The organism is Kribbella sp. NPDC051620 (assembly GCF_044453825.1).
GTDB lineage: Bacteria > Actinomycetota > Actinomycetes > Propionibacteriales > Kribbellaceae > Kribbella.
In genome coordinates this window covers 542,918-566,993 of sequence record NZ_JBITDB010000006.1, presented here as the reverse complement: position 1 = coordinate 566,993, position 24,076 = coordinate 542,918, and the positions used below count along the sequence as shown (strand labels likewise).

The following is a 24,076-nucleotide window of genomic DNA, read 5'->3' as shown; positions in this document are numbered from 1 at the left end:
CCGTTTCCGGGACGGTCATCGCTGTCTTGACCGGGGATGATTGAGCGGTGGCGATTCGATTCGGGTTTGAGCTTCGGGCGCTGGCGGACGTTGGGGTTTGGGTGGGGAGACCCCGCGGTTGCATTGGTTCGGGCTGACCGACGGGTGGTACTGGATCGAGGTCGGTGAGTTGCGGTTGCTGCAGTATGCCGATGGGTCCGGCATCGACTACTACGTGGTTCGGTTGTGGGAGGACCTGCTGCAACTGCTTCCCGTGATGCTCCAGGATGTGCCTGACGATCTGGCCGACTTCGTCAGCGGCGACTCTCTCGACTGGAACGACGTGGAGTCGGAATCGGCGGACGCGGCGATGGCCTGGTACTCGGATCACTGGCTCTATCTGGGGTACCTGCGTGACAGCCCGGCGATCTGCTTCAGACGCCGTGCGGCCGGGTGACGATCGACTGGGAATTGCCGGTCCCGGACAAGTTCGCCGTACCGCCGACGGGCGCTGGGTCACCTGGACGACGGCGGGGTCTCCGTCGAAGAGCGCGGCTGGGGTGGGCATGCGGGTGAGGCTGGCCAATTGTGGGGTGGGGCGGCGCATCGGCGTACCGAAGTGGTGGCGGGATCGGGAAGTTGGTTGGCGGGGATGGTCAGTGGGGGATGGGGCTGTCGGCAATAGCGTCTTTGGTGGGTGGTCAGGTGGGCTGTCTGTTGAGGAGGTTGTGGTGGCGACTGTGTTGGTTACTGGGGCTTCGGCGGGGATGGGGAAGGCTACTGCGGCGAGGTTGTTGGGGGAGGGGTACAGCGTGTACGCCGTTGCGCGGCGGGTCGAGGAGATGGGGGAGTTGGAGAAGGCCGGGGCGATCATCCTTGCGGTCGATGTGACTCGGGATGACGAGTTGGTCGCTTTGGTTGAGCGGATCGAGGGGGAGCAGGGCGGGGTTGATGTGTTGATCAACAACGCGGGGTTCGGGTTGTACGGGGCGGTGGAGGACACGTCGATCGAGGATGCCCGGTATCAGTTCGAGGTCAATCTGTTCGGGATGGCTCGGTTGACGCAGCTGGTGTTGCCGGGGATGCGGGCACGGGGGAGTGGGCGGATCGTCAACATTTCGTCCATGGGTGGGAAGGTTTATACGCCGCTGGGGGCCTGGTACCACGCGTCGAAGCACGCGGTGGAGGGGTGGTCGGATTGCCTGCGGGTGGAGGTGAAGCCGTTCGGGATCGACGTTGTGGTGATCGAGCCGGGGTTCGTGGCGACGGAGTTCGGGGCGGTGCTGGCGGAGCCGATGTTGCGGCGGTCGGGGCAGGGGGCTTACGCCGCGCTGGCGGGGAAGGTTGCGGCGGCCAGCGGCGGTGAGAACGCGGTCAAGGGGACGCCGGCCGCGAAGCTCGCCGAGGTGATCGTGAAGGCGGTGTCGGCGCGGCGGCCGCGGACTCGGTATGTCGCGGGGAAGTACGCGCGGCCGTTGATGTTCACCCGTAAGTGGTTCGGCGATCGCGTCTACGATCGTGTTGTGATGAGTCAGGTATGAGTTCGGGCGGCTATATGCTGGGCCCGTCGGCGCGGGCGCTGCTGGTGGATCTCGGCGCGTCGGTTCCGACCGTACTACGGCGTGCGCGGCTGCCGGAGGGGTTGCTTGCCCACGGCACCGTTGAGCTGACGTCGGCCGAGTACTACGCGCTGTGGCAGGCGCTGGCCGATGACCTGGGTGACGAGGTCCTGCCCGTCACGATCGCCCGCGTGCTGACGGCCGAGGTCTTCGACCCAGCGTTGTTCGCGGCGTTGTGCAGTCCGTCGCTGGCGCTCGCGGCGGGGCGCATCGCGCAGTACAAGAGACTGATCGGGCCGCTCCGGCTCGAGGTCGAGGCGTCGGGCGGCAGTACAAAGATCGAGCTGCTGTGGGTTGACCGGCCGCCGGAGGTCTACGCGCTCACCGAGTTGCTGTTCTGGGTGGCATTGGCGCGGATCGGAACTCGGGGGGAGGTGCGGCCGCTGCAGTTGACGGCGCCGGTCAGGCAATCGCGGGAGGTTCGCGACCAGTACGCGGAGTACGCCGGAATCCCGATCACGTACGGACCGCGCTGGTCGATCACCTTCAACGACCGTGATGCCAACCGGCCGTTCCTGACCGCGAACGAGCGCATGTGGGACTCCTTCGAACCCGACCTCCGCCGTCGCCTCGCCGACCTGGACCGGGCGTCGACGACCGCCGAACTCGTCCATGCGGCCCTGCTCGAACTTCTCCCCGCCGGCGCCGCGACCATGAGCGCGGTGGCTCGGCAGTTGGCGATCAGTACCAGGACCCTGCAGCGTCGCCTTCAACTGGAGTCGACAGCCTTCCAGACCGTCCTGCGCACCACGCGCGAGTCGCTGGCCCGGCACTACCTCAGCAGCTCGGCGATGTCGGCCGCCGAGATCGCCTATCTGCTCGGCTACGACGACACGACGTCGTTCTACCGGGCGTTCCATGACTGGACGGGGCAGACGCCGGAAGCGGTACGGATCGCGGAAAACCGTTCGAGCGCTGAGGGTGTGCGCACCTAGGGTCGACGCATGCCTGATGCCTTGTTCGCTGTGCCTCGGTTGGCTGCGGTTTATGACGCGTTGGAGGCGGGGCGGGGGGATCTCGAGGCTTATGCGGCGATGGTGGAGGAGTTCGGCGCGCACCGGGTGGTCGACGTCGGGTGTGGGACGGGCGTTTTTGCGTTGATGCTGGCCGAGCGTGGGATCGACGTCGTTGGAGTCGACCCGGCGTTGGCTTCGTTGGAGGTGGCTCGGGGGAAAGCTGGGGCTGAGGCCGTGAGGTGGGTACATGGGGATGCGGGGGCGTTGCCGGCGGCGGAGGCTGACTTGGCGGTGATGACGGGGAATGTGGCGCAGGTGTTTGTGGGGGATGAGGAGTGGGCGGCGGCGCTCGGAGATGTGCGGCGGGCGTTGGTACCGGGTGGGCGGTTTGTGTTTGAGACCAGGGATCCGGGGCGGCAGGCCTGGTTGGGGTGGAATCGGGAGGAGAGCTACCGGCGGGTTGAGGTGCCTGGGGTTGGGGTGGTGGAGAACTGGACCGAGTTGGTGGAGGTTCGGTTGCCGTTGGTGACGTTCGAGTCCACCTATGTCTTCGCGGAGGACGGCGCGACGTTGTTCTCGCGGTCGACGTTGCGGTTCCGGTCCCGGGGTGAGGTTGAGGAGTCGCTGAGGCGGGCTGGGTTCGCGGTTGACGAAGTACGGGATGCGCCGGATCGACCGGGGCTCGAGTTCGTCTTCGTCGCCAGGTAGGTGGAGCGGCCAGGGTGCCGGGCAGGGGATGGGGATCACCGGCACCCTGACCTGTCAGGGGGGCCACTGGGGGAGCGGTCGGGGCGGCCGGGGTGGGACGTTGTGCCGGTGGGGATCGCCGCGCTGGATGGGGCGATCGGAGGTGCCGGGTGGTCCGGGGGCCGTACTAGTAAAGGTACGTCGGGACCCAAGGGGCGGGCTGGGTGCTCAAGCGCTTGAAACGCAGGGGTTTGTGCGCGGACGGTGGCTGGGCGTGAGAGTACGGCCCTGGTGACTTCGGGCGGTGTTGCCGGGGCTACGGAGCGGCTACTGGCGCGGTGCGGTCTGTGGCGAGCTTCACGGCGAAGACGGCTAGCGCAGTACCGGTGAGGTACCGGTGGATGCGGGACCAGAGTGGTTTGCGGCTGAAGAAGGTCGCTACTGAGCCGGCGGTGACGACGAAGATCGCGTTCACCGCGACGCCGACCGCGAGTTGGGTGAGGCCGAGCAGCAGGCTCTGGGTGCCGACATGGCCGGCCGACGGATCGACGAACTGCGGGAGCAGCGAGATGTACAGGATCGCGATCTTCGGGTTGAGCAGGCAGGTGAGCAGGCCCATGCCGAAGAGCTTGCGGGGGCGATCCGGGGCGAGCTCGGACGGGGTGAAGGCCGAGCTGCCGCCGGGGCGGAGGGCGCCCCAGGCGAGCCAGAGCAGGTACGCCGCGCCGGCCAGCTTCAGCGTCAGGTAGATCTCCGGTACCAGCGCGAAGAGCGTCGCCAGGCCGGCGGACGCGGCGAGCAGGTAGACGAGGAAGCCGACGCCGACGCCCGCGAGCGAGGTGAGGCCGGCGCGACGGCCCTGGACGACCGAGCGCGAGACGAGATAGATCATGTTCGGGCCGGGGATGACGACCAGGCCGAGCTCGACCAGCGCGATCCCGATGAATGCTTCCGTGCTGACCATGAACCGTCCCCTTCGCCGTTGCGTCGCCGCGACGCTAACAGCCGGGCGGGGGCGGGCCGGAGGCATTTTCGGGGGCTGAGATGGGGGCCGCTGATAATCGGTGGCGTGGTGGTGGGCACAATTGGTTAGCTAGAGGTTGAATGCCTGACGGTTTGAAGGAGACGGTATGAGCGACACGCCCAGCGAGCCGGCCAAGGACGATCTGCAGAAGAAGTTCCGCGAGGCGCTTGCCAAGAAGAACCAGCAGCACGACTCGCACCCCGGCAGTGGGCCGCGGCACGAGGGTGTCGGCGAGGCGCACAACGACAAGCAGAAGCGCCAGTTCCGGCGCAAGTCCGGCAGCTGAATTCCGCCGCCCATCCATCCACCTCGAGCCCCGGGTTGCCGCCCGGGGCTCTAGCTTTTCCCGGTACCTCCGGCCGGTACTCCTCCCGCCCGCCCTGGGGCCGGAGCGGGCCTTGCCGGTGGGTGTCTTCGTCGCGGGCTAGAGGAGTTCGTTGAGCAGGGTGGCGGCTCGGGGGGCGGCGTTGGTGGGGACGGGGAGGTAGTCGATGGGTTGGGTCAGTTGTTTGGCGATGGCCTCGGCCAGGAGTTGGGGGTTGCGGGCTGCTTCGTAGGGGAGGTGGTGGCCGGCGTTGTGGCGGTCGAGGCGGGCGCGGACGTGGAAGTTCTGTTCGAAGTGGTGCTCTAGTGGGACGTAGATGAAGGGGATGCGCAGGGCGGTCAACTCCATACAGGTGGACAGGCCGCCCTGGGTGATGGCGAGGTCCGCTACGGCCAGTTGCTGGTTCAGGTCGGGTAGGTAGCCGTGGATGGTGACGCCTTCGGTGGGTGGCAGTTCGGTCGGGTCTATGCGGGGGCCGGTGACGAAGACGAACTCCAGGCCGGGTACCAGTCGTCGGGCCAGGGGTACTGCGTCTAGTACTCGGTGCAGAAGAGCCTTGCCGGCTGCTGATCCGCCCACGCTCACCACACAGCGGAGTTGACTACTGCGTGGGCCTGTTGTGGTGGGTGGAGGGCCAATGATGTAGCCAGTGAAGGTGTAGTTGGTGGTGGCCCAGTCCCGGATCGAGGGGAGGCCGGGGCCGAAGGTGGTGGTGACGATGTCCTCCGGGTCGCCGACGAAGATCGAGTGGTCGCGCAGGCGCGGGTAGCGGGCTCGGTGTTCGAGCATCTCGGCGTTGTAGTCCGCAGTGAGGGCGGCTTCGGCGGGGCCGCCGTCGGGCATCGGAAGCCAGCCGATGAAGTCGGTGAGCCAGGCGTAGGCGAAGTGTTTGAGCTCTGGGTTCTCGTGCAGGAAGTAGTCGACCTCCCACGCCTCGTCGGCGATCACCAGGTCGTAGTACCGGTCGTCGACCAGGTCGGCGAAGGTGAGGAAGTTCGCGACCAGGATCTCGTCCATCCGGCGGATCGCCTGGAACGCGTGCAGGTCGTGGTCGTCGGCCTCGAAGTCGATGTGGGCGGCTTCGCTGATCAACAGTCCGGAGGCAGGGTGCACTGTCTCGCCGGCGTCCTGCAGGACTCTGGTGACGGGATGCTGCGCGAGCCAGTCGAGTTGCAGGTCGGGGCGCAGCACCCGCAGTTCCTGGGCGATGGCCAGGTCGCGTTTGGCGTGCCCGAGGCCGATGGGCGACGAAAGGTAGAGGGCTCGGCGGGGGCGGTTGAGTGCGCGCACCCAGGTACGCCGTACCGGCTGCTGTGCGGTGACGAAGTCCTTGAGGAGGCGGTTGAAGAACACCGGGTCCCTGGCGTGCGGGGCGTGGCCGCCGCCTTCGATGGTGACCAGGGAGCCTCCGGTGAGTTCGGCCAGGCGTTGTGCCTCGGCCAGCGGTCGTACCGGGTCGTCGGAGCCGTGGACTATGAGCACTGGGCACTGCACGGCTGGGAGCGACGGCTGCTGGGCTTGGCGGGCGGCCTCTGTGTCGACGAGGCGGTCTGGGCCGATCTGCAGGCCCCAGCGGATGCCGTCTTCGATCTGCTTGCTGGAGTGCGGCTCGCTGAAGATCTGGCCGAAGAAGAACTCGATGAAGTCCTCGTAGCCGCCTTCCTGCCAGTAGTGGCGGTTGTACTTCGCCCAGCCCTCGCTGGACGGCTGGCGCTCGCCCCACAAGCCCTTGGGGTCCGGGACGAGACCGGGTGCGCTGCCCACGCACACGACCCCGCGTACTCGACCCGGCTGAGCTGCGGCCACTTGCAAGGCCCATGGCGCACCACGGGAGAAGCCGACCAGTACGCAGTCCGCCACCCCCGTGGCATCCAGTACTGCGAGAGTGTCGGCCACGTACTCCGCTTCGGCGTACGCCGCGGCTCCCACCGGCTTGCTGGAAGCGCCGGAGCCGCGGCCGTCGAAGGTGACCACCCTGAAGTGCCTAGCCAGGTACGGCACCTGCGCCTTCCACATGCGGGAGGGCACGATCGACCAGGTCGGCATCAGTACGACCGTGGGCCCGCCGTTCCCCCTCTCGAAGGCGGGCCCGTCCCACACCTGGTACGCGATCGTCACCCCGGCCCGCTCGACCGTCCCCACCTGGTCCGCCGGTCGAGCGGGTCGTTCTGGTTTCATCTGCCGTTCCCCCATCCCGGCACTGTCTCAGGGGCGGACTTCGAAGACCAGGTTGAACGGGGTTTCGGCGGCGGTACGGAACCGGGTGAAGCCGGCCGCCGTGGTGACGTCGCGGATCCGGGCCGGCCCGGCCTGCGTTCCCAGCGCCAGACCGACGTCCTGTGAGAGCGAAGCCGGAGTACAGAGCAGCGTGGAGAACCCGTAGTACGCGCGGCCGACCGGGTTGAGGTTGTCCTCGACACGGTCGCCGGCCATTGGCTCGACGACCATCCAGGTGCCGTCGGAGGCCAGTGACTCGCGTACGTGCTTGGCGGCGCCCACCGGGTCGCCCATGTCGTGCAGTGCGTCGAAGGTGGTCACCAGGTCGTACCCGCTTCCGCTGTACTTCGTCGCAGGCGCCACCTCGAACGTCACGCGGTCCGCCACTCCCGCCTCGGCCGCACGCCGGCGGGCCGTCTCGATCGACTCCGGGTGGTAGTCCGAGCCGATGAAGGTGGACTGCGGGAACGCCTGGGCCATCAGAATGGTCGAGGCGCCGTGCCCGCAGCCGATGTCGGCCACCCGAGCACCTGTCTGCAGCTTCTGCACCACGTCGTCGAGCGCGGGCAGCCAGCCGGCGATCAGGTTGGCGTTGTAGCCGGGGCGGAAGAAGCGCTCGCAGCCGAGGTGTACGTCGGAGTTGTGCTCGTGCCAGCCGATCCCTGCGCCGCTGCGGGCGGCCTCGATGGTCTCGGTGGTGTGCTGCACGGTGCCGAGCGCGATCTGGAAGAAGCCGGGCAGGAACGCCGGGCTGCTCTCGTCGGTCAGCGCCACTGCCTGCTCCGGTGGCAGTAGGTACTTGCCTGTGTGCGGGTCGTACTCGACAAAGCCGCCTGCTGCTTGGGCATTGAGCCACTCGCGGGCGTAGTGCTCGCTGGTGGACGTCTTCTCCGCCAGCTCGGCCGGTGTGGTCGCGCCACCGTCGGCCAGCGCGCGGTAGTAGCCGAGGCGGTCACCCATCACCACCAGCGCGGCGTTCAGCGTCGCGCCCACCTCACCTACCGCCTGGCCCACGAAGGCCATCAGCTTGTCCATGTCGATCGCAACTGTTGTCATCTCAGTTCCCTCCCTGGATCTGTACTGCGAACCTAGGAAGCGCGGGCAGGTGCTCGCATCAGGTGACCCACCTGGTGTGTACTGCCAGACATGCTGATCGGGCGGGAAACCGAGCGGCGGGCGATCGAACGGCTGGTCGCGGGGGCGCGGGTGGGATCCAGCGGGGTACTGCTGATCACCGGGGAACCGGGGATCGGCAAGACGGCTCTCGTGACGGAGACGGCGATGCTCGCCGCCGGCATGCGCGTGCTCAAGGCTCAAGGCACCGAAGCCGAACAAGAACTCCCCTTCGGCACGCTCCTGCAGTTACTCCGGCCGGCCCTCGGAGAACTACCCCGCATCCCAGCCCCCCAACGCAGAGCCCTCGCTGCCGCTCTCGCTCTGGAAGAGGGTGCGGGCGAGGTGCCTCACCGCGAGTTGAGGGAAGGCGAAGTGGAGTCGGGGCAGCGCCCCCGCAGCGCGGAGGCTGGGGGGCGGGCGCCGGGGCAGTCCAGTGCGGAGGCTGGGGTGCGGGGGCAGGGGCGGTTCAGTGCTGAGGAGCGGTTTGCTGTGGGGGCTGGGGTTTTGAGTTTGGTTTGCCGGTATGCGGAGGGGGCGCCGGTGGTGGTGCTGGTGGATGACGCGCAGTGGGTGGACCTGCCGTCGGCGGAAGCGTTGTTGTTCGCGGCGCGGCGGTTGGTGGCGGATCCGATCGGGCTGGTGATCGCTGCGCGGGCTGGGGAGCGGCATCCGCTAGCTCAGGCTGACCTGCCGGAGTTGCGGCTGGGTGGAGTGGGATTGGCGGCGGCTCAGGAGTTGGTGGCCGGGTTGCCGGTGGATCTGGTGGCCAGCCTGCATCGGACTGTCGCGGGGAACCCGTTGGCGCTGATCGAGCTGGCCAGAGATCCGGAGCAGTTGCAGCGGGTACCTCCCGGTGTGCCCGTCCCCGTGTCGGCTCTGCTCGCGGATGCCTTTGCTGCAAGGGCTCACAAGCTCAGCGAGCCCGCCCAGCGTGCACTGCTCATCGCCTCCGTCGAGGACGGGGACCTGGGAGTAGTAGCGAGAGCCTGCGAAGACCTTGGAGTAGACGTCGCAGTGCTGGGTGAAGGCGAGCAGGCCGGGCTCATCCACCTCAGAGACGGACGAGTGGAGTTCAGACATCCGTTGGTCCGCTCGGCCATCTACGCCAACGCCGAGCCCGCGCAGCGGAGGGCCGTGCACCTAGCGGTAGCCAACGCAGTACAGGACGCTGACCGCCGCGCATGGCATCTCTCTGAGACAGTGCTCGGCACCGACGATGCAGTAGCCGCCGCGCTAGGCCTAGCAGGCGACCACGCTGTCGACAGAGGAGCCCATGCAGTAGCAGCAACCGCCTACGAGCGAGCCGCCCGCCTCACCGGTACTACGAGCGCTCGCGCGCTGCGCCTGGTCGCGGCCGGTCAGGCAGCCTGGTTCGCCGGCATGCCCGAGCGAGCAGACGGCCTGCTCAACGAGGCGCTGACCTTCGACCCACCAGGACGCGTCCGCACCCAGGTCGACGAGCTCCGCGGCGACATCGCAGTGAAGTGTGGCTCCCCAGCACGCGCCCGGGACATCCTCGTCGCCGCAGCAGCCGAGACCACCGACCCGGAAGCAGCAGTAGGCCTCTTAGCGGATGTAGTGAGCGCCTGCTTCCGTCTGGGGGACGCATCGACGGCGTTGAAGGCGGGAGCCGACCTGACCGAGCTACTGCCGAAGGTCGAGCGCCCGGGAACCCGTGTCATCGGACTACTGGCCAGCGGCATCGCCAAGGTGCTCGGCGGGAGTGGTGGCACGGAAGAGATCCGCCAAGCCATCGCGCTGGCACCATCTGTCGCGCTCGACCAGGACCGGCGACGGCAGATCTGGATGATGCTCGCGCCGCTCTTCCTGCGCGAGGCAGGCACTGGCCGCGCACTGATCGAGGAGGCGATGCGGGAACGCCGGGACCGGGTCGCAGTCGGAGTACTGCCGGGCGTGCTCTTCCACTTGGCGCGCGACGACGCTACGACCGACCGCTGGGCGGATGCGGCGGCGTCGTACGACGAAGGTGTCCGCTTGAGCCGGGAGACCGGGCAGACGACCGAGCTGGCGATCAACCTGGCCGGCCTGGCGTGGCTGTCGGCGCACCAAGGACATGAGAAGGAGTGCCGGGCGAGTGCGGCCGAGGCGATGCGGATCTGCGCGGAACGGCAGATCCATCTCGGGCTGGTCTGGTCGCTGTTCGCACTAGGCGACCTCGAGCTGGGCAAGGGTGATCCGCAGCGGGCACTACCGCAGTACGAGCGCTTGGCGGAGGTACTGGCGTCGCTGGGCGTGCTGGATCCCGACCTGTCGCCCGCGCCCGAGCTGGTGGAGGTCTACCTGCGTTTGGGACGAGATGAGGACGCGAGAAGGGCTGCGCGAGTGTTCGCGACGCAGGCGACCCAGAAGGGGCAGCCCTGGGCGCAGGCACGAGCTGCCCGCGCACTGGGGTTGGTCGACGATGACGAGCAGCAGTTCCAGCAGGCATTGGAGTGGCATGCGCGGACGCTGGACGCCTTCGAGCTCGCACGTACTCGTCTCGCCTATGGCGGTTGGCTGCGCCGGGCGAGAAGGAGAGTGGACGCCCGTGAGCAGCTACGCGAAGCAGTAGCGGCCTTTGACGAGCTGGGCGCACCTGGCTGGGCAGACCAGGCTGCTGCGGAGCTCAAAGCGACAGGTGAGACAGCACGTCGCCGGGAGCCCAGTACTGCGGACGACCTGACTCCGCAGGAGCGGCAGATCGCACTACTGCTCGCCAGCGGCCAGAGCATCCGCAGTGTGGCGGCGCGGCTCTTCCTGAGTCCCAAGACGGTCGAGTACCACCTGCGCAAGGTCTACACGAAGCTGGGCATCCACTCCCGTCCCGAGCTGGCCGAAATCCTCGAGAAGGCCAGCCCGGACTAAATCGCGGGCACTCCGCAGCAGGTCGTGGCATGGTCCATACGTGGACGCTGCGACCTGGACCTCTGATGAGTGGCTCAGTCAGGCGCAAGCCTGGCTGGACGAACAGCTGGCGGCTGCCGGCACCGAGCGTGTGGGCGAGCTGGCTCAGCCGCGGGTACGCGCGTGGGGGACTGTCCTGCGCGCCGACACCACCGCAGGCCCGGTCTGGCTGAAGGCTCCCGGCCCGGCGACGGTCTTCGAAGTACCGCTCTACCGGCTGCTGGCGACGCTCGTGCCGCGCTTCGTGCTGGATCCGATCGCCGTCGACATCGAGCGCGGCTGGGTGCTGCTGCCGGACGGCGGCCCGACCCTGCGCGAGCAGATGGGCGAGCGGGACCTGTCCGAGGTGATGGCGCGAGTACTTCCGCAGTACGCCGAACTGCAGCTCGAACTGCAACCGCACGCCGAGGACCTGCTGGCCGCCGGCGTCACCGACATGCGACCCGCTGTGATGCCGCAGCGCTTCGACGAGGCACTGGAGGTCACCGGCCGGTACGCCGAGGCCTCGGGCGATGCGGAGGCCAAGGAGCGGCACGAATGGATCGCCGGGCAACGCGCGGAGTTCACCGCACGCTGTACTGACCTGCCCGATCGGGCCAGCCTCGACCACAACGACCTGCACACCAACAACATCCTCGGCGGCCCGGGCGACTCGGTGCGCTTCTACGACTGGGGCGACAGCGTGCTCGCGCACTCGTTCAGCAGCATGCTGATCCCGCTGCTGGCACTGACCAAGCTGCTAGACGTCGGCCCGGACGACGAACTGGTACGCCGCCCGCGCGACGCCTATCTGGAGGTGTTCGGGAACCCGGCCGAGCTGGTCGCCGAACTCGACCTCGCCTGCTGGATCGGCAAGGTTGCCCGGGCGCTGGTCTGGGAGCGTTCCCTGCACGGCGATCCCGGTGAGTACGCCGACGCGCCGCTGGAAACTCTCTGGTCCCTGAGGATGAATTCCTGGCAGTTCCCCGCCTGAGACAGCCTTCGCCGATTGGGTCGAGGTTGACATCGGATGGCATGCTTCCTGGGGTGACAGAGTTGATGGAAGCCGCACGGCACCTGCTCGGGATCGCCATGGCTTCGCATTGGCTGATCCTGGTGCTGTTCGTGGCTGCCACGGTCGACGCGGTGTTCCCGGTCGTTCCGAGTGAGGGTCTGGTCGTCACCGCGGGGATGGCGGCCGCTGCCGGTCACCAGAACCTGCTGCTGGTGATCGTCGCCGCGATGGTCGGCTCGGTCATCGGCGAGTCCCTCTGCTACTTCCTCGGCCGGGGCTCCGGTCCCGCGCTGCATCGCTGGATGCGCCGCCAGGAGAAGCGGCAACGGATCTTCGAGAAGGTCTCCACGGCGCTGCACTCGCGCGGCGGGCTGATCCTGATGACGGTGCGCTACATCCCCGGCGCGCGGATGGTCGCGACGCTGACCGCGGGCGCGACGGCGTACTCCTTCCGCAAGTTCATTCTGTTCACCATCGCCGGCGTGACGATCGCCTACACCTACGTCGCGCTGCTCGGCTACCTGGGCGGCGACGCGTTCGCGCACGACTCGCTCAAGGCGCTCGCGTTCAGCCTCGGCCTGGCGTTCACCATCGGCCTGGTGATCGAGACCACCCGCCGGATCGCCGGCAAGCGCAAGGCAGTGGCAGCGGCGGGGGCAGCGGCGAAGGTCACGGCCGGGTAACGATCAATCGTTCGCTTTCCGCGCGAACGCGTGTCCCGGACCAACCGAAGTGGCGGTCCGTGCGTCAGTAGAGACGTGGTGAGGCCCGCAGTACTGCGTTTGCTGACCTGTACCGTCGTGATGGCGGCAGTGGTCGGTGGCTGCGCCGACGTCCCGCTCGAGGGCGCCGGTCCCGGTGAGAACCCGACCAAGGCGCCCAGCAGCCACCCTCCCTCGAAAAGCCCGAGCAAGACACCCAGCAAGACGCCCAGCGTGACGCCGGATCCATCGACCACGCTCACACCCGGCGTGAAGGCACCCGCCGCGGCGCCGGTCACGCGCAGGTTCCCGAAGACCCTGCGGAATGGCAAGCCGCCGCTGTTCATCGTCGTCTCCTTCGACGGCGCCGGCGACCTCCCCTTGTGGGCGCACTGGCGGGCCGTCGCCAAGCAGGTCGATGCCCGGATGACGTTCTTCCTGTCCGGCCCGTACCTCTACCCGCAATCACACAGGACCAACTACAAACCGCCGTACAAGAAACCGGGTTCGTCCGACATCGGCTGGGGCGATCCGGAGAAGATCCTGCGCCGGGCCGTCGTACTGCGCCAGGCGATCGCCGAGGGCCACGAGATCGGTACCCACGCCAACGGGCACTTCTGCGGCAAGGACGGGATCGACCGCTGGACCGGCCCGCAGTGGACCAACGAGCTGACCGCGTTCGACGCGATGGTGCGCAACGGCCCGACGCTGGCCGCGGGCAAGACGCTCGCGCCGCCGTTCGATCCGACCACGGTCAAGGGGATGCGCACCCCATGCCTGGAGGGCAACAGGCCGGCGTACCGGGCAGTGATGAAGCAGCGCGGGATGCTGTACGACGCCTCCGAGCCCGGCTACATCGCCTGGCCCAAGAAGGAGGACGGGCTGTGGAACTTCCCACTGCAGTCCGTGCAGCTCGCGGGGACGCACAAGAACACGCTGACGATGGACTACAACCTCTGGTACAGCCAGACGGAGGCCCACGAGGCGCCGGTCGCGCATGCGCCCGCACTCAAGGCACAGGTGCTCGCCACCTACCGCATGGCGCTGGCCCGCTCCCGTGCGGGCGGCAACCCACCACTGTTCCTCGGCAACCACTTCAACCGCTGGAACAACAGCGTGTACTCCGATGCGCTCACCAGCTTCGTCCAGGAGACCTGCACGCAGCAGGACGTCCGCTGCGTCTCCAACATCGAGCTGGTCAACTGGCTGACTCGGTACGGAGTACCTAAAGCCTGAGGTAGCCGAACGCGTTCTGCCAGGTGCCGCCGGCCTTGATGCGGGCGACGATCAGGCGCTGCAGGGTGGTGTCCTGCGGGAAGTCGTCCAGGTGGTCGAGGTCGTGGCTGCGGAAGGTGAAGAAGATCGCGCTGTCCTGCGCGTCGCGCGGTACGCCGTACGGGGTGAAGCGGCGGCCGAAGCGGACCATGTTGGAGTCCTGCGGCAGGTTGTCGAGCAGGTACGAGTCGAGCAGCCAAGAGCCGAGCGTCGCGGTCTTCACCGGGTACTCCGGGAAGACGCGCGGGAAGAACTCACGAGCCTGGGCGAAGCTGTCGTCGATCGCCTCGGGCGTCAGCGGACCCGTCTCGGGGATGTGGACTCCGATTACCCATTCACCGGGCTCAGTGCCGGGGACCGGGTTGTCGGCCGGTACCTGGTGAAGCAGGAACTGCAGCCGTCCGAGCGCGAAGAGCATCCCGGCCCAGTGGATGCCCAGCCACCAGTGCGTGGCCAGCCCGTACTCCCCGAAGGTGCGGCGATGGACGTCCAACTGCTTGCCGAGGTCTGCCAGGGTCGCCCAGCTGATCTCGTCGCTGATGCCGCGTTCGCGGTGGTACCGGCGGATGTCGGGCACCGTCTTGAGCAGCGCCGCCACCGTTACGCGCGGATCGTCCGGCATCTTCACGGACTCGCCCTCGGCCGGGAACGTCCCGATCGCGGCCCGGATCTGCCCGGCCAGGTCCTCGACCAGGACAGGATCCGCCTCGAACTTCTCCGCGTCCTCCCGATCGGCATCGGTGAAACCCAGCAGTCGGTACTCCTCAACGGTGGTCACGCTCCAACGGTAGTCGTTGGATAGTTACGAGTCTTCGCCATTCCCCGCCAGCCGCTCGCGACGTCCGCCTGCCGAGATCGCCACCGGGCCTATCGTTGCGCTGTGTCCGGCTACCTTCGCTTTCCGCCACCCGCGACCCAGCGCGACGCCGTCGAGCACTACTGGATGGTCGAGATGCCGGGCTCGCCGACGGAGCTGAAACAGCAGATCCTGATCCCGAACGGACGTCCGGGGCTGGCAGTCGCGTTGGCCGAGCCGGGGACCCGGCAGGATCCGCTGAGCGGCGCGACGTGGGTCAACGATGCGGCGCTGTTCGGGATCATGACGCGACCACACGTCCTCAGCCAAACCGGGATGTCGAGCTACGTGGGCGCCGAACTGAAGCCCTGGGGCATCGCCGCCCTCGACCTGCCGGAACGGCCTGCGGGCGGACCGCCGGATCGGCCTGCCGCAGGTGGACCGCCGGATCGGCCTGTCGTGCGGGTTCTGCCGGATCGGTTGGTCGATGGTGTGCTGCCACTCGCCGACTGGGTCGGAGCCGGCGCTACGAAGAGCCTGGCGGAGCAGCTCGCCGACGTGGAGTTCGGGCCGGAGCGGGCGGCGCGACTGGCGGCCTTTGTCGAGTCCTGGCTTCAGCCGGTGCGTGGGATCGACCGGCTCTCGCGAGTGGTCGCGGTGATCGAGGAGAGCCATGGAGCGGTGGCGGTGGCCGAGTTGGCTGCCGTCGTCGGGGTTTCGTACAGCAGCTTGTACCGGGTGTTCGCCGGAGCGACCGGGATCGGACCGAAGCAGTTCGGTGAGATCGTCCGGTACTTCCGGTTCGTCGGCGGACTGCTCGACGGGCCGGCTGATGCGACGGCGGTGCTGGCGGCGTTGCACGGGTACTACGACCAGGCGCACGCCGCCCGGGACTTCAAGCGCTACACGGGGGTCAGCGCGACGTCGTTCCGCGCAGTGCAGGACGGGATCGCCGCGTTGATGCATGGAAGATCTGTCCAAGACGTCTGAGGTGGGTCGGGAGATGCTGCGGGGGTCGGAGTACCGCAGAGGAGAGCATCGTGGGACGCATCATTCATGTCGAGCTGACTGCTACGGACACCGCCCGGGCGGCCGCCTTCTACGCCGAGGTTTTCGGGTGGGAGACCGAGCCGTCGCCGTTCGCCGACGAGTATCTGGTCGCGACGACCGGCACCGGCGAGGGGATCGACGGCGCGATCATGGGTCGTGGGTATCAGGAGCAGGTGACGATCGCGTGGCTCCAGGTCGACGACCTCGATGCGACGCTGACGGCGGTACGGGAAGCCGGCGGCAGCGTGGCGGGCGACGTACAGGAGATTCCGGGGCAGGGGCGGGTCGTGTATGTCCGCGATCCGGAAGGCACCTTGGTGGGGCTCAGAGGCCAATAGGATCGAGCGCATGGTCGTTCAGTTCCGGTCGGCGGGGCCCGGGGACGCGGAGCAGGTCGCGATGCTGCACGCGGACAGTTGGCGGCGGCATTACCGCGGGGCGTTCGCCGATTCGTTCCTCGATGGAGATCTGGTCGCGGAGCGGGTGGCGGTGTGGTCGAAGAGGTTGGTGGATCCGGATGGTACGGCGACGATCCTTGCCGAGGCTGATGGCGAGCTGGTCGGGTTCGTGCATGTGATGTTGGATCTCGACCCGGAGTGGGGCAGCCTGGTCGACAACCTGCATGTGGTACACAGCCGGCGACGTGGTGGGATCGGCAAGCAGTTGCTGGGGCGCGCGGCGCAGGCCGTGGTCGATCAGGCGGATGGCGACGCGATGTACCTGTGGGTGCTGGAGCAGAACGTCGCGGCGCAGCAGTTCTACCTCGCGGTCGGAGCCAAGCATGTGGAGACCGCGCCGGTGTCGCCGCCAGGCGGCGATCCGGCGCACCTTAACGGAAAACCCAATGGTCTCCGGATGGCGTGGGCGGACGCGGCGGCCTTCAGCTCTGACTGACCGCCGAGGCCCGGGCCGCAGTTGGAGCTGGGCAGCTCAGCCGGCGGCGGTGTCGATGTGGCGGGCTAGGACCAGGTCGTCGTCGGTCAGGCCGCCGGCTTCGTGGTTGGTCACCTTGAAGGTGATCGTGGTGTAGCGGATGTCGATGTCCGGGTGGTGGTTCATCGACTCGGCGAGCTGGGCGACGGTCGCGACCAGCCGGATGCCGTCCATGAACGAGTCCTTCTTCACGCTGCGCACCAGCGCGTTGTCCACGACCTTCCACTCCGGCAGGTGGTCGCGCAACGCGGCATCGATCTGGTCATCGGTCAGCAGCTCAGACATGAGCCACACTCTAGTCCTACTTACTACTTGGTACGGATCCCGATTCAGGTGCGGGAGCGGGTGTCGGGCAGGCGGAAGACCAGCACGAGGACGCGGAGTACGAGAACTGCGCAGATGACGAGCAAGTTGTAGGCGAAGAGCTGGTACAGGGTCAGAGTGCCGGTGACCTTGGGGCCGCCGGGAGTGCCGAGCAGGAGTACGGCCATCAGACCGGCGGTCGCGCCGAGGACTGCCAGCAGGGCCTGGTGGAGGAGGCCGGTCAGGTGGCGGCGGTCGCGTTCGTCGGCGAAGAGGCGGACGTTGAGGCTGAGGCGACCGCTCTCGGCGGCGGCGGCGATCCGGTCGATGCGGCGCGGGAGCCTGCGGAGCATCGGCAGCAAGGTGGCCAGTTCCTCGGTCGCAGTACGGCGGAGTGCGTCGGGCGCGAGCCGGTCGGTGACGTGGGCAGCGGCGAAGGAGCGGGAGGCGGCGACGAGGTCGAAGGCGGGGAAGATCCGCGCGATCGTGCCCTCGACCGTCGCCAGCGCGCGGAAGACCGCGGCGACCTCCGGTGGAACGCCTAACTCGTGCGTGGTGATGATCTTGAACAAGTCGTTGAACATGACCGGCCCGATCGCTGCGCCGGCGCCCAGGTGCCGCGCCATGAACTGACCGACCGCGCGCTCCAGGCTCTGCTCGTCGATCACGTCCGGCCGGTAGACGATCTCCAGCAGCGCATCGGTCGCGGCCACCGGATCACCGTGGTCGACAGCGAGCAGGAACCGTTGCAAGGCCTCGCGGGTGGACGGGTCGAGCCGCCCGACCGAACCGAGGTCGAGCATGCCGATCCGGCCGTCGGTGAGCAGCAGGAAGTTGCCTGGATGCGGATCCGCGTGGAACACACCGTCGATCGCGACCTGACCGAGCAGGCATTCGAACAGCACCTTCGCCAGCCGGGCAGCGTCGAGCCCGCGTTCGGCGATCGACTTGGCTGCGCCCCCGAGGCCGATCCCGTCGAGACGCTGCATGGTCAACACCCGGCGGGTCGAATACTTCGGGTGCAACTCCGGTACGACGACATCGCGGTTCCCGGCCACCGACTTGCCGGCCGCGACGCTGGCCATGTTGCCGGCCTCGACGGTGAAGTCGAGCTCTTCCCGCATCGCGTCTGCGAACCCGGTCGCGAGCGAGCGGACGCCCATCGACCAGCCCCAGTCGGTGTTGCGCTCGAGCAACCGGGCCAGCCGCTGCACGATGTCGAGATCCCGCTCGACGACCGACGCGATGCCAGGACGCTGCACCTTCACCACGACCGGTACGCCGTCCAGCCGAGCCGTGTAGACCTGAGCCACCGAGGCGGCGGCGAGCGGCTCGGTGGCGAAGTCGGCGAACACCTGCTGGGGTGGCGCGCCGAGTTCCTCGGTGAGTACGGACTCGATCTGATCCCAGGGCGCGGGGGAGACCTGGTCCTGCAACCGGCTGAGCTCGACCGCGACCGACGCCGGGATCACGTCGCTGCGGGTGGACAGCACCTGGCCGAGCTTCACGAACGTCACGCCGGCCTCGTCCAGCGCGAGCCTCAGCGACCGGGCGAGATCGGCCTGGCCGGCCGCGTTCTCGTGTCCGGGGCGTCGTCGGCCGCGCAGGTACGGGCCGAGGCCGTGCTTGATCGCGATCCGGAGGATCTGCAGGTACCGCCGGGTGCGCGCGATCCGGCCACTCAGGTCCCGCCGCAGATCACGGGCCCTGGGCAACGATCCGGTCGGTACCAGCGCCTCGGCCAGAACCAGGAAGATGAGTCCGGCAAGCATCGAGCACAACGCCGTCAACGCCAGCAGGGCGAAGGCCGCGCCGTTCGACCCGGTCCACGGCGGTGGGCCGGAGACCGCTTTCGCCAGCGGACCGGCGATCGCCAGCGTCAGCGCGGCGCCGACCGCCAGCCGCCCGAAGCCGAACCGAACCCCCAGCAACCGCTGCGACACCGGTACGAACAAGAACATGAAAATGCCGATGTTGACCAGCCCGACCAATGCCACGTCCATGCCCCGCACCCTAGGCCCAGCACCCGTCCAGCCACCTCACCCACGCGGGGGATGGCAGCCATCGCTCAGGTGAGCCTGCCGCCGGCCTTCCAGGCAAGGGGCCGGTCTCCTCGCCCGGTATGTGCCGCCGCCGGATCGCGGCACCTGCAAGGGCCGGTCTCCTCACCCGGTATGGGCTGGGTGAGGAGACCGGATGGCGGGCGTCGAGGGGACCCGCCTGCCCGGACCTACACAGTCCGGGCCACCTCGACCGACCCTGATTGCGGCCGAGGCTGTCCGACACGGCCCACTAGTGCAGGGCCGCGCTGATCAAGGTCGCCTGCTCCTCGGCGTGCTTCTTGGCCGAACCAGTCGCCGGGGCTGCCGAGCGGGGCCGGGAGACGACCTGCAACGGCCTGGTCAGCAGCGGGTTGAGTTCGGACTGGAGGAAGGACCAGGCGCCTTGGTTGCGCGGCTCGTCCTGGACCCAGAACGGCTCGGCGTTGGGATAGGAGTCGAGGACGTCGGCCAACTCGGATGCCGGGAGTGGGTAGTACTGCTCCAGCCGGACGAGGGCGACAGCGCGGTCGCTGGTCTTCTCGAGTTCGTGGCGCAGCTCGTAGTACAGCTTGCCGGAGACCACGAGGACCCGTTGGACGGCTGACCTGTCGGTGATGCGTGGATCGTCGATGACCGGCTCGAAGCGGCCTTCGGTGAGGTCGGCGATCGAGCTGGTCGCGTCGCGGGTGCGGAGCATCGACTTCGGGGTGAAGACGATCAACGGAGTCGACGCCTCGTGGGCCTGACGGCGCAGCAGGTGGAAGTAGGAGGCCGGCGTCGATGGCTGCGCGACGGTGAGGTTGCTCTCGGCGCAGAGTTGGAGGAACCGTTCGATCCGGGCCGAGGAGTGGTCGGGGCCGCGGCCCTCGTGACCGTGGGGGAGCAGCAGGACGAGGGACGACCGCTGGTTCCACTTCTGCTCGGCGGACGACAGGAACTCGTCGACGACGATCTGGGCGCCGTTCACGAAGTCGCCGAACTGTGCCTCCCAGAGCACCAGCGCGTCCGGCCGCTCGACCGAGTAGCCGTACTCGAAGCCCATCGCGGCGTACTCACTGAGCAGCGAGTCGTACGCCGCGAACGCGCCGAGCTTGCTCAGCGGCATCCACTCCTGACCGGTGATCCGATCGTGCAGTACCGCGTGCCGCTGGACGAATGTCCCACGGCGCGAGTCCTGCCCGGCCAACCGAATCGGCGTCCCCTCCTGCAGCAGCGACCCGAACGCGAGCAACTCACCGAACGCCCAGTCGACGCCACCGGACTTGCTCATCTCCTGCCGCTTGGTCAGCAACTGCCCGAGCTTGGGATGCACGCTGAACCCGGCCGGCAGCTCGGCGAACACATCCCCGATCGCCCGGATCGACTCCTCCGTCACAGCAGGCGTAGTACCTGCGGCACTCTGTACTTCGGAAGCGGCCGACGCACCGGACACCTCACGCGTCTCGGCGAAGGCACGATCGAGCCGGTCATGGAAGTCGTGATCGGCCTGCTCGTACTCCGCGCGGCTGATGTCGCCGCGGCCGACGAGCGCTTCGAGGTAGAGCGTGCGCACGCTCGGCTTGCCCTCGATCAGCGCGTACATCCGCGGCTGCGTCATCGACGGGTCGTCGGCTTCGTTGTGCCCGCGCCGCCGATAGCTGACCAGGTCGATGACGACGTCACGATGGAACTGCTGCCGGTAGGCGAGCGCGAGCTCGGCAACGCGGACCACCGCTTCCGGGTCGTCGCCGTTGACGTGGAAGACCGGCGTCTGCGTCGCCTTGGTGACGTCGGTCGCGTAGACCGAACTGCGAGCATCGGAGGGCAGAGTCGTGAAACCGACCTGGTTGTTGAGGTTGATCCGGATCGTGCCGCCGGTCGTGTACCCCCGCAGCCGGGACATCTGCACGGTCTCGGAGACGATTCCCTGACCTGCCATCGCCGCGTCGCCATGGATGATGATCGGCAACGTCGCGGACCCACGATCTTGCCTGCCGCGGGCGATCCCGAGCAGGACGCCGTCCACCGCATCCAGATGCGACGGGTTGGCCGCGAGTACGACGGGCAGTTCCTCACCACGAGCGCCGCGGTAGATCCCCTCGGTCCCGAGGTGGTACTTCACGTCTCCGGAACCGTCGATGTCGTCCGTGCCCTGGAACTCGCGGAAGACCTGCGCGTACGTCTTGCCGGCGATGTTGGTGAGCACGTTCAGCCGGCCGCGGTGCGCCATCGCGATCGTGGCGCCGTCCAGCCCGGCCTCGGCGGCGCCACCCAGCAGCGCGTCGAGCAGGGCGATGGCCGACTCGCCGCCTTCGAGGCTGAACCGGGTCTGGCCGATGTACTTGGTCTGCAGGAACGTCTCGAACGCCTCGGCCTCGTTGAGCTTGCCGAGGATCCGCAGTTGCCGGTCGTGCGAGGGTTTCGCGTACGGGCGCTCCAGCCGCTCCTGGAACCACAGTCGCTGCGCGGGATCCTGGAGGTGCATGTACTCGACGCCGACCGTGCGGGAGTAGGCATCGCGTAGTACGCCGAGAATGTCGCGCAACGCCATCGTCCGCTCAGCGCCGCCGAAGTCTCCGGTGACGAACTCACGATCGAGATCCCAGAACGTCAGCCCGTGCCCGGACAGCTCCAGATCGGGGTGCGACCGTTGCACGTACTCGAGCGGATCGGTGTCCGCCATCAGGTGACCGCGGACCCGGAACGCGTTGATCAGCGCCTGCACCCGGGCCGTCTTGTCGACCGCGCTCGCCTCGTCCACGTGGATGTCGCGCGCCCACTGGATCGGCGCGTAGGGGATCCGCAACGCGGTGAAGATGTCCTCGTAGAAATGGTTGGCCCCGGCCAGCAATTCGTCCACCAGCCGCAGGAACTCGCCGGACGCCGCTCCCTGGATGACGCGGTGGTCGTAGGTGCTCGTCAGCGTCACGGTCTGCCCGATCGCCAAGTCTGCAAGGGCTGCAGGACTGAGCCCCCGGTACTCCGCTGGATACTCCAGCGCCCCAACTCCGATCACGGCGCCCTGCTGGGTCATCAGCCGCGGCATCGAGTGCGCCGTCCCGATCCCACCCGGGTTGGTGAGCGAGATCGTCGTACCGGCGAAGTCGTCGACCGTCAGCTGGTTGGCCCGAGCCTTGCCGACCAGTACTTCGTACGCCGCCAGGTACTCCTGGAAGCCAAGAGTCTCGGCCACCTTCAGGTTGGGGACGACCAGCGTCCTGGTGCCGTCGGGCTTGACCAGATCGACGGCGATCCCGAGGTTGACGTGCGGCGGAGTCACCGCGACCGGCTTGCCGTCCGACTCGTCGTAGTACGTGTTGAGCACCGGGTTGGCCTTCACGGCCTGGAGCAGCGCCCAGCCGATCAGATGCGTGAAGCTGACCTTGCCGCCACGGTTGCGGCGCAGGTGGTTGTTGATGACGATCCGGTTGTCGATCATCAGCTTGGCCGCGACCGTGCGCACACTGGTGGCGGTCGGTACGGTCAGGCTGCTGGTCATGTGCGCAGCGAGCGACTTCGCCGTTCCGCGCAGGGGTGATGCGGTCCCGGACTCAGGTCCGGTGACAATGGCCGTCACGGCCGATCGCCTTCTTTCGTTGAGGTTTCAGACGTCCTTGAGGGTGGCGTCGAGAATGCGGTTGAGCTGGCGGGGATCGGCACCGGACTTGGCCAGCACGCTGGTGCCGATGACGGCGGCCAGCAGGGCGCTCGCGGAGTCGGCGGGTGAACGCTCCGAGGTGAGCTCGCCGGTGGCCCGGGCGCGTTCGAGCGCGGCCCGGAAGGTGTGCTCGATCTGGATGAAGAGGTCCTTGGCGACGTCGGCCACACCCTCGTCGGTGCTGCCGAGCTCGGCGACGGAGTTGACGATCAGGCAGCCGTAGCGGTGGTCGCCGATGCCGGCCAGGGTGCGCATCGCCTCGCGGAGCCGGGGCAACAGTGGCCCGGGTCCGTCGAGTCCCTCGGCCAGGGCGGCCACCCGCGTCGCGGAGTACCGGCGGAGGGCCAGGTCGAAGAGGTGATGCTTGCTCTTGAAGGTGTTGTACAGGCTGCCGCGGCCGATGCCGAGCTCGTCGGCGAGGGTCTGCGGGGTGGTGGCGGCGAAACCGCGCTGCCAGAACACCTCGACCGCCTTGTCGAGCGCCTCACCGGCCTCGAACTTCATCGGTCTGCCCATCGCCATGCAGCCATAGTAGGCACTTGTTGAACCCCAGGTCAAAAAGTCGGGTACGCTGGCAGCGAACCGTCCTGGGAGGAGAGCGATGTCGCTGATCGGCACCCATGTGGCCGTCGCGGGTGGGCTGGTGAAGACCGGACTGCGCGAGGCCGACGAGGCCGGGGCCGAGATCATCCAGCTGTTCGCGGGCAATCCACGGAGTTGGGCGCCGCGAGCCGCCAACCCTGCCGCTGACGAGGCCTTTCGGGCCGGGTGCGCCGAGCGCGCGTTGCCGGTGGTGGTGCACGCCCCGCACCTGATCAACCTCGGTGCCCCGTCGGAGTTGGTGCTGTCCCGCTCACTGGCTGCCCTGGAGCTGACCTTGCAGCGGGCGTCCGATCTCGGCGCCTTCGCGGTCGTCGTCCACGCCGGGTCGTCGGTCACCCCGGGACGGCGTACGACCGCTTTGGCTGCCCTGCCCGAACTGATCAGCCCACTTGTCGACCGGGCCGACCCAAGCGTCCGCCTGCTGATCGAGCCGACCGCGGGCGCCGGCGAATCGATGGCCTCGACGATCGGCAGCACGGTCGAGTACGTCGCGGCCCTGAATGACGAGCGGGTCGGCCTCTGCCTCGACACCTGTCACCTGCACGCGGCGGGGGAAGACCTCGCCGATCCGCGGCTGATCGACGACCTGGCGGATGCCGTCGCGCTGATCCACGTCAACGACAGCCGTGACCCCCGGGGATCGCACCGCGACCGACATGAGTCACTGAACGAAGGCACGATCGGCCTGCCGACGCTTGCCGCGTTCCTCGCTCATCCGGCACTGGCGGAGGTACCGATGCTGGTAGAGACGCCGACGCATCAGCGCGACGTCACCTTGCTCAAGTCGATCACCGACAAGGGCACGTTGACCGAATTCGCCACCACCCCCAAGAGCTGACGCAACAAGAACCAAAAGAAACAAAAAGATAGAAAGAGAAGGAAATAGCGGGGCTGGGCGCCGGGCTGGGTCTCGCG

Annotated in this window: 21 protein-coding genes; 13 read left to right on the top strand and 8 right to left on the bottom strand. The window is 68.0% G+C overall.

Going from position 1 to position 24,076, the window contains the following annotated elements:
* The first annotated feature begins 97 nt into the window (after positions 1 to 97).
* From ACIA12_RS32315 to ACIA12_RS32300, 4 genes are all read left to right on the top strand, one after another.
* The gene (locus tag ACIA12_RS32315) at positions 98 to 436 is read left to right on the top strand and encodes a DUF5984 family protein (protein WP_396370996.1); all 339 of its coding nucleotides are present in this window, start codon (positions 98 to 100) and stop codon (positions 434 to 436) included.
* Positions 437 to 710: 274 nt separating this feature from the next.
* The gene (locus tag ACIA12_RS32310; protein WP_396370995.1) at positions 711 to 1,520 is read left to right on the top strand and encodes an oxidoreductase; all 810 of its coding nucleotides are present in this window, start codon (positions 711 to 713) and stop codon (positions 1,518 to 1,520) included.
* Positions 1,517 to 2,533 carry an AraC family transcriptional regulator ligand-binding domain-containing protein gene (locus tag ACIA12_RS32305; protein WP_396370994.1) on the top strand — a complete coding sequence of 339 codons (1,017 nt, stop codon included), beginning with the start codon at positions 1,517 to 1,519 and terminating at the stop codon, positions 2,531 to 2,533. The genes ACIA12_RS32310 and ACIA12_RS32305 overlap by 4 nt, the downstream gene beginning before the upstream one ends.
* Positions 2,534 to 2,542: 9 nt before the next feature.
* Positions 2,543 to 3,262: a class I SAM-dependent methyltransferase gene (locus ACIA12_RS32300; protein ID WP_396370993.1), complete on the top strand. Its 720-nt coding sequence runs from the start codon at positions 2,543 to 2,545 to the stop codon at positions 3,260 to 3,262.
* A 295-nt stretch (positions 3,263 to 3,557) separates the two neighbouring features.
* On the opposite strand, the gene ACIA12_RS32295 is transcribed toward ACIA12_RS32300, so the two are convergent.
* Entirely contained in the window at positions 3,558 to 4,205 is a 648-nt protein-coding gene (locus tag ACIA12_RS32295) for a LysE family translocator (protein WP_396370992.1), read from the bottom strand.
* A gap of 166 nt (positions 4,206 to 4,371) precedes the next feature.
* On the opposite strand from ACIA12_RS32295, the gene ACIA12_RS32290 reads away from it, so the two are divergent.
* Positions 4,372 to 4,551, top strand: a complete 180-nt coding sequence (locus ACIA12_RS32290; protein ID WP_328328093.1) for a DUF5302 domain-containing protein — start codon at positions 4,372 to 4,374, stop codon at positions 4,549 to 4,551.
* A gap of 138 nt (positions 4,552 to 4,689) precedes the next feature.
* On the opposite strand, the gene ACIA12_RS32285 is transcribed toward ACIA12_RS32290, so the two are convergent.
* Positions 4,690 to 6,768 (bottom strand): alpha/beta fold hydrolase, encoded by a 2,079-nt coding sequence (locus ACIA12_RS32285; protein ID WP_396370990.1) that lies wholly within the window; start codon positions 6,766 to 6,768, stop codon positions 4,690 to 4,692.
* A 27-nt stretch (positions 6,769 to 6,795) separates the two neighbouring features.
* Positions 6,796 to 7,863, bottom strand: coding sequence for a class I SAM-dependent methyltransferase (locus tag ACIA12_RS32280; protein ID WP_396370989.1), 1,068 nt, complete (start codon positions 7,861 to 7,863; stop codon positions 6,796 to 6,798).
* 90 nt (positions 7,864 to 7,953) lie between these two features.
* Between ACIA12_RS32280 and ACIA12_RS32275 the strand changes: the two genes are divergently transcribed.
* The 4 genes from ACIA12_RS32275 to ACIA12_RS32260 all read left to right on the top strand — a co-directional run bounded on the left by ACIA12_RS32275 (position 7,954) and on the right by ACIA12_RS32260 (position 13,758).
* The gene (locus ACIA12_RS32275) at positions 7,954 to 10,788 is read left to right on the top strand and encodes an AAA family ATPase (RefSeq protein WP_396370988.1); all 2,835 of its coding nucleotides are present in this window, start codon (positions 7,954 to 7,956) and stop codon (positions 10,786 to 10,788) included.
* A gap of 40 nt (positions 10,789 to 10,828) precedes the next feature.
* Positions 10,829 to 11,800: a hypothetical protein gene (locus tag ACIA12_RS32270; RefSeq protein ID WP_396370987.1), complete on the top strand. Its 972-nt coding sequence runs from the start codon at positions 10,829 to 10,831 to the stop codon at positions 11,798 to 11,800.
* A 53-nt stretch (positions 11,801 to 11,853) separates the two neighbouring features.
* Positions 11,854 to 12,504 (top strand): DedA family protein, encoded by a 651-nt coding sequence (locus tag ACIA12_RS32265; protein WP_396370986.1) that lies wholly within the window; start codon positions 11,854 to 11,856, stop codon positions 12,502 to 12,504.
* 75 nt (positions 12,505 to 12,579) lie between these two features.
* Complete coding sequence (locus ACIA12_RS32260) at positions 12,580 to 13,758, top strand: hypothetical protein (protein WP_396370985.1); 1,179 nt, start codon at positions 12,580 to 12,582, stop codon at positions 13,756 to 13,758.
* On the opposite strand, the gene ACIA12_RS32255 is transcribed toward ACIA12_RS32260, so the two are convergent.
* Entirely contained in the window at positions 13,748 to 14,575 is an 828-nt protein-coding gene (locus tag ACIA12_RS32255) for an acyltransferase domain-containing protein (protein WP_396370984.1), read from the bottom strand. The two genes, ACIA12_RS32260 and ACIA12_RS32255, sit on opposite strands and share 11 nt — an antisense overlap.
* Before the next feature lie 102 nt (positions 14,576 to 14,677).
* On the opposite strand from ACIA12_RS32255, the gene ACIA12_RS32250 reads away from it, so the two are divergent.
* The 3 genes from ACIA12_RS32250 to ACIA12_RS32240 are packed head-to-tail and all read left to right on the top strand — an operon-like array spanning position 14,678 to position 16,537.
* Complete coding sequence (locus ACIA12_RS32250) at positions 14,678 to 15,583, top strand: helix-turn-helix domain-containing protein (RefSeq protein ID WP_396370983.1); 906 nt, start codon at positions 14,678 to 14,680, stop codon at positions 15,581 to 15,583.
* Between the two features lie 50 nt (positions 15,584 to 15,633).
* On the top strand, positions 15,634 to 15,981 hold the full coding sequence (locus ACIA12_RS32245) for a VOC family protein (protein WP_396370982.1): 348 nt from the start codon (positions 15,634 to 15,636) through the stop codon (positions 15,979 to 15,981).
* A gap of 10 nt (positions 15,982 to 15,991) precedes the next feature.
* Positions 15,992 to 16,537 carry a GNAT family N-acetyltransferase gene (locus ACIA12_RS32240; protein ID WP_396370981.1) on the top strand — a complete coding sequence of 182 codons (546 nt, stop codon included), beginning with the start codon at positions 15,992 to 15,994 and terminating at the stop codon, positions 16,535 to 16,537.
* 36 nt (positions 16,538 to 16,573) lie between these two features.
* On the opposite strand, the gene ACIA12_RS32235 is transcribed toward ACIA12_RS32240, so the two are convergent.
* The 4 genes from ACIA12_RS32235 to ACIA12_RS32220 all read right to left on the bottom strand — a co-directional run bounded on the left by ACIA12_RS32235 (position 16,574) and on the right by ACIA12_RS32220 (position 23,080).
* Entirely contained in the window at positions 16,574 to 16,861 is a 288-nt protein-coding gene (locus ACIA12_RS32235) for a 4a-hydroxytetrahydrobiopterin dehydratase (RefSeq protein WP_396370979.1), read from the bottom strand.
* A gap of 44 nt (positions 16,862 to 16,905) precedes the next feature.
* Positions 16,906 to 18,882, bottom strand: a complete 1,977-nt coding sequence (locus ACIA12_RS32230) for an ABC1 kinase family protein (RefSeq protein ID WP_396370977.1) — start codon at positions 18,880 to 18,882, stop codon at positions 16,906 to 16,908.
* Positions 18,883 to 19,171: 289 nt separating this feature from the next.
* Complete coding sequence (locus ACIA12_RS32225; protein WP_396370976.1) at positions 19,172 to 22,477, bottom strand: multifunctional oxoglutarate decarboxylase/oxoglutarate dehydrogenase thiamine pyrophosphate-binding subunit/dihydrolipoyllysine-residue succinyltransferase subunit; 3,306 nt, start codon at positions 22,475 to 22,477, stop codon at positions 19,172 to 19,174.
* Between the two features lie 27 nt (positions 22,478 to 22,504).
* A complete protein-coding gene (locus ACIA12_RS32220; RefSeq protein WP_396370975.1) occupies positions 22,505 to 23,080 on the bottom strand; it encodes a TetR/AcrR family transcriptional regulator in 576 nt (191 codons plus the stop codon).
* A gap of 79 nt (positions 23,081 to 23,159) precedes the next feature.
* On the opposite strand from ACIA12_RS32220, the gene ACIA12_RS32215 reads away from it, so the two are divergent.
* Positions 23,160 to 23,999 (top strand): deoxyribonuclease IV, encoded by an 840-nt coding sequence (locus ACIA12_RS32215; RefSeq protein ID WP_396370974.1) that lies wholly within the window; start codon positions 23,160 to 23,162, stop codon positions 23,997 to 23,999.
* Positions 24,000 to 24,076: the final 77 nt, after the last annotated feature.

Excerpts from the sequence above, each read along its gene's own strand:
- ACIA12_RS32305 (WP_396370994.1), top strand. The coding sequence starts at position 1,517 with ATGAGTTCGGGCGGCTATATGCTGGGCCCGTCGGCGCGGGCGCTGCTG.
- ACIA12_RS32300 (WP_396370993.1), top strand. The coding sequence starts at position 2,543 with ATGCCTGATGCCTTGTTCGCTGTGCCTCGGTTGGCTGCGGTTTATGAC.
- ACIA12_RS32295 (WP_396370992.1), bottom strand. The coding sequence starts at position 4,205 with ATGGTCAGCACGGAAGCATTCATCGGGATCGCGCTGGTCGAGCTCGGC.
- ACIA12_RS32290 (WP_328328093.1), top strand. The coding sequence starts at position 4,372 with ATGAGCGACACGCCCAGCGAGCCGGCCAAGGACGATCTGCAGAAGAAG.
- ACIA12_RS32285 (WP_396370990.1), bottom strand. The coding sequence starts at position 6,768 with ATGAAACCAGAACGACCCGCTCGACCGGCGGACCAGGTGGGGACGGTC.
- ACIA12_RS32280 (WP_396370989.1), bottom strand. The coding sequence starts at position 7,863 with ATGACAACAGTTGCGATCGACATGGACAAGCTGATGGCCTTCGTGGGC.
- ACIA12_RS32275 (WP_396370988.1), top strand. The coding sequence starts at position 7,954 with ATGCTGATCGGGCGGGAAACCGAGCGGCGGGCGATCGAACGGCTGGTC.
- ACIA12_RS32240 (WP_396370981.1), top strand. The coding sequence starts at position 15,992 with ATGGTCGTTCAGTTCCGGTCGGCGGGGCCCGGGGACGCGGAGCAGGTC.
- ACIA12_RS32235 (WP_396370979.1), bottom strand. The coding sequence starts at position 16,861 with ATGTCTGAGCTGCTGACCGATGACCAGATCGATGCCGCGTTGCGCGAC.
- ACIA12_RS32230 (WP_396370977.1), bottom strand. The coding sequence starts at position 18,882 with ATGGACGTGGCATTGGTCGGGCTGGTCAACATCGGCATTTTCATGTTC.
- ACIA12_RS32220 (WP_396370975.1), bottom strand. The coding sequence starts at position 23,080 with ATGGCGATGGGCAGACCGATGAAGTTCGAGGCCGGTGAGGCGCTCGAC.
- ACIA12_RS32215 (WP_396370974.1), top strand. The coding sequence starts at position 23,160 with ATGTCGCTGATCGGCACCCATGTGGCCGTCGCGGGTGGGCTGGTGAAG.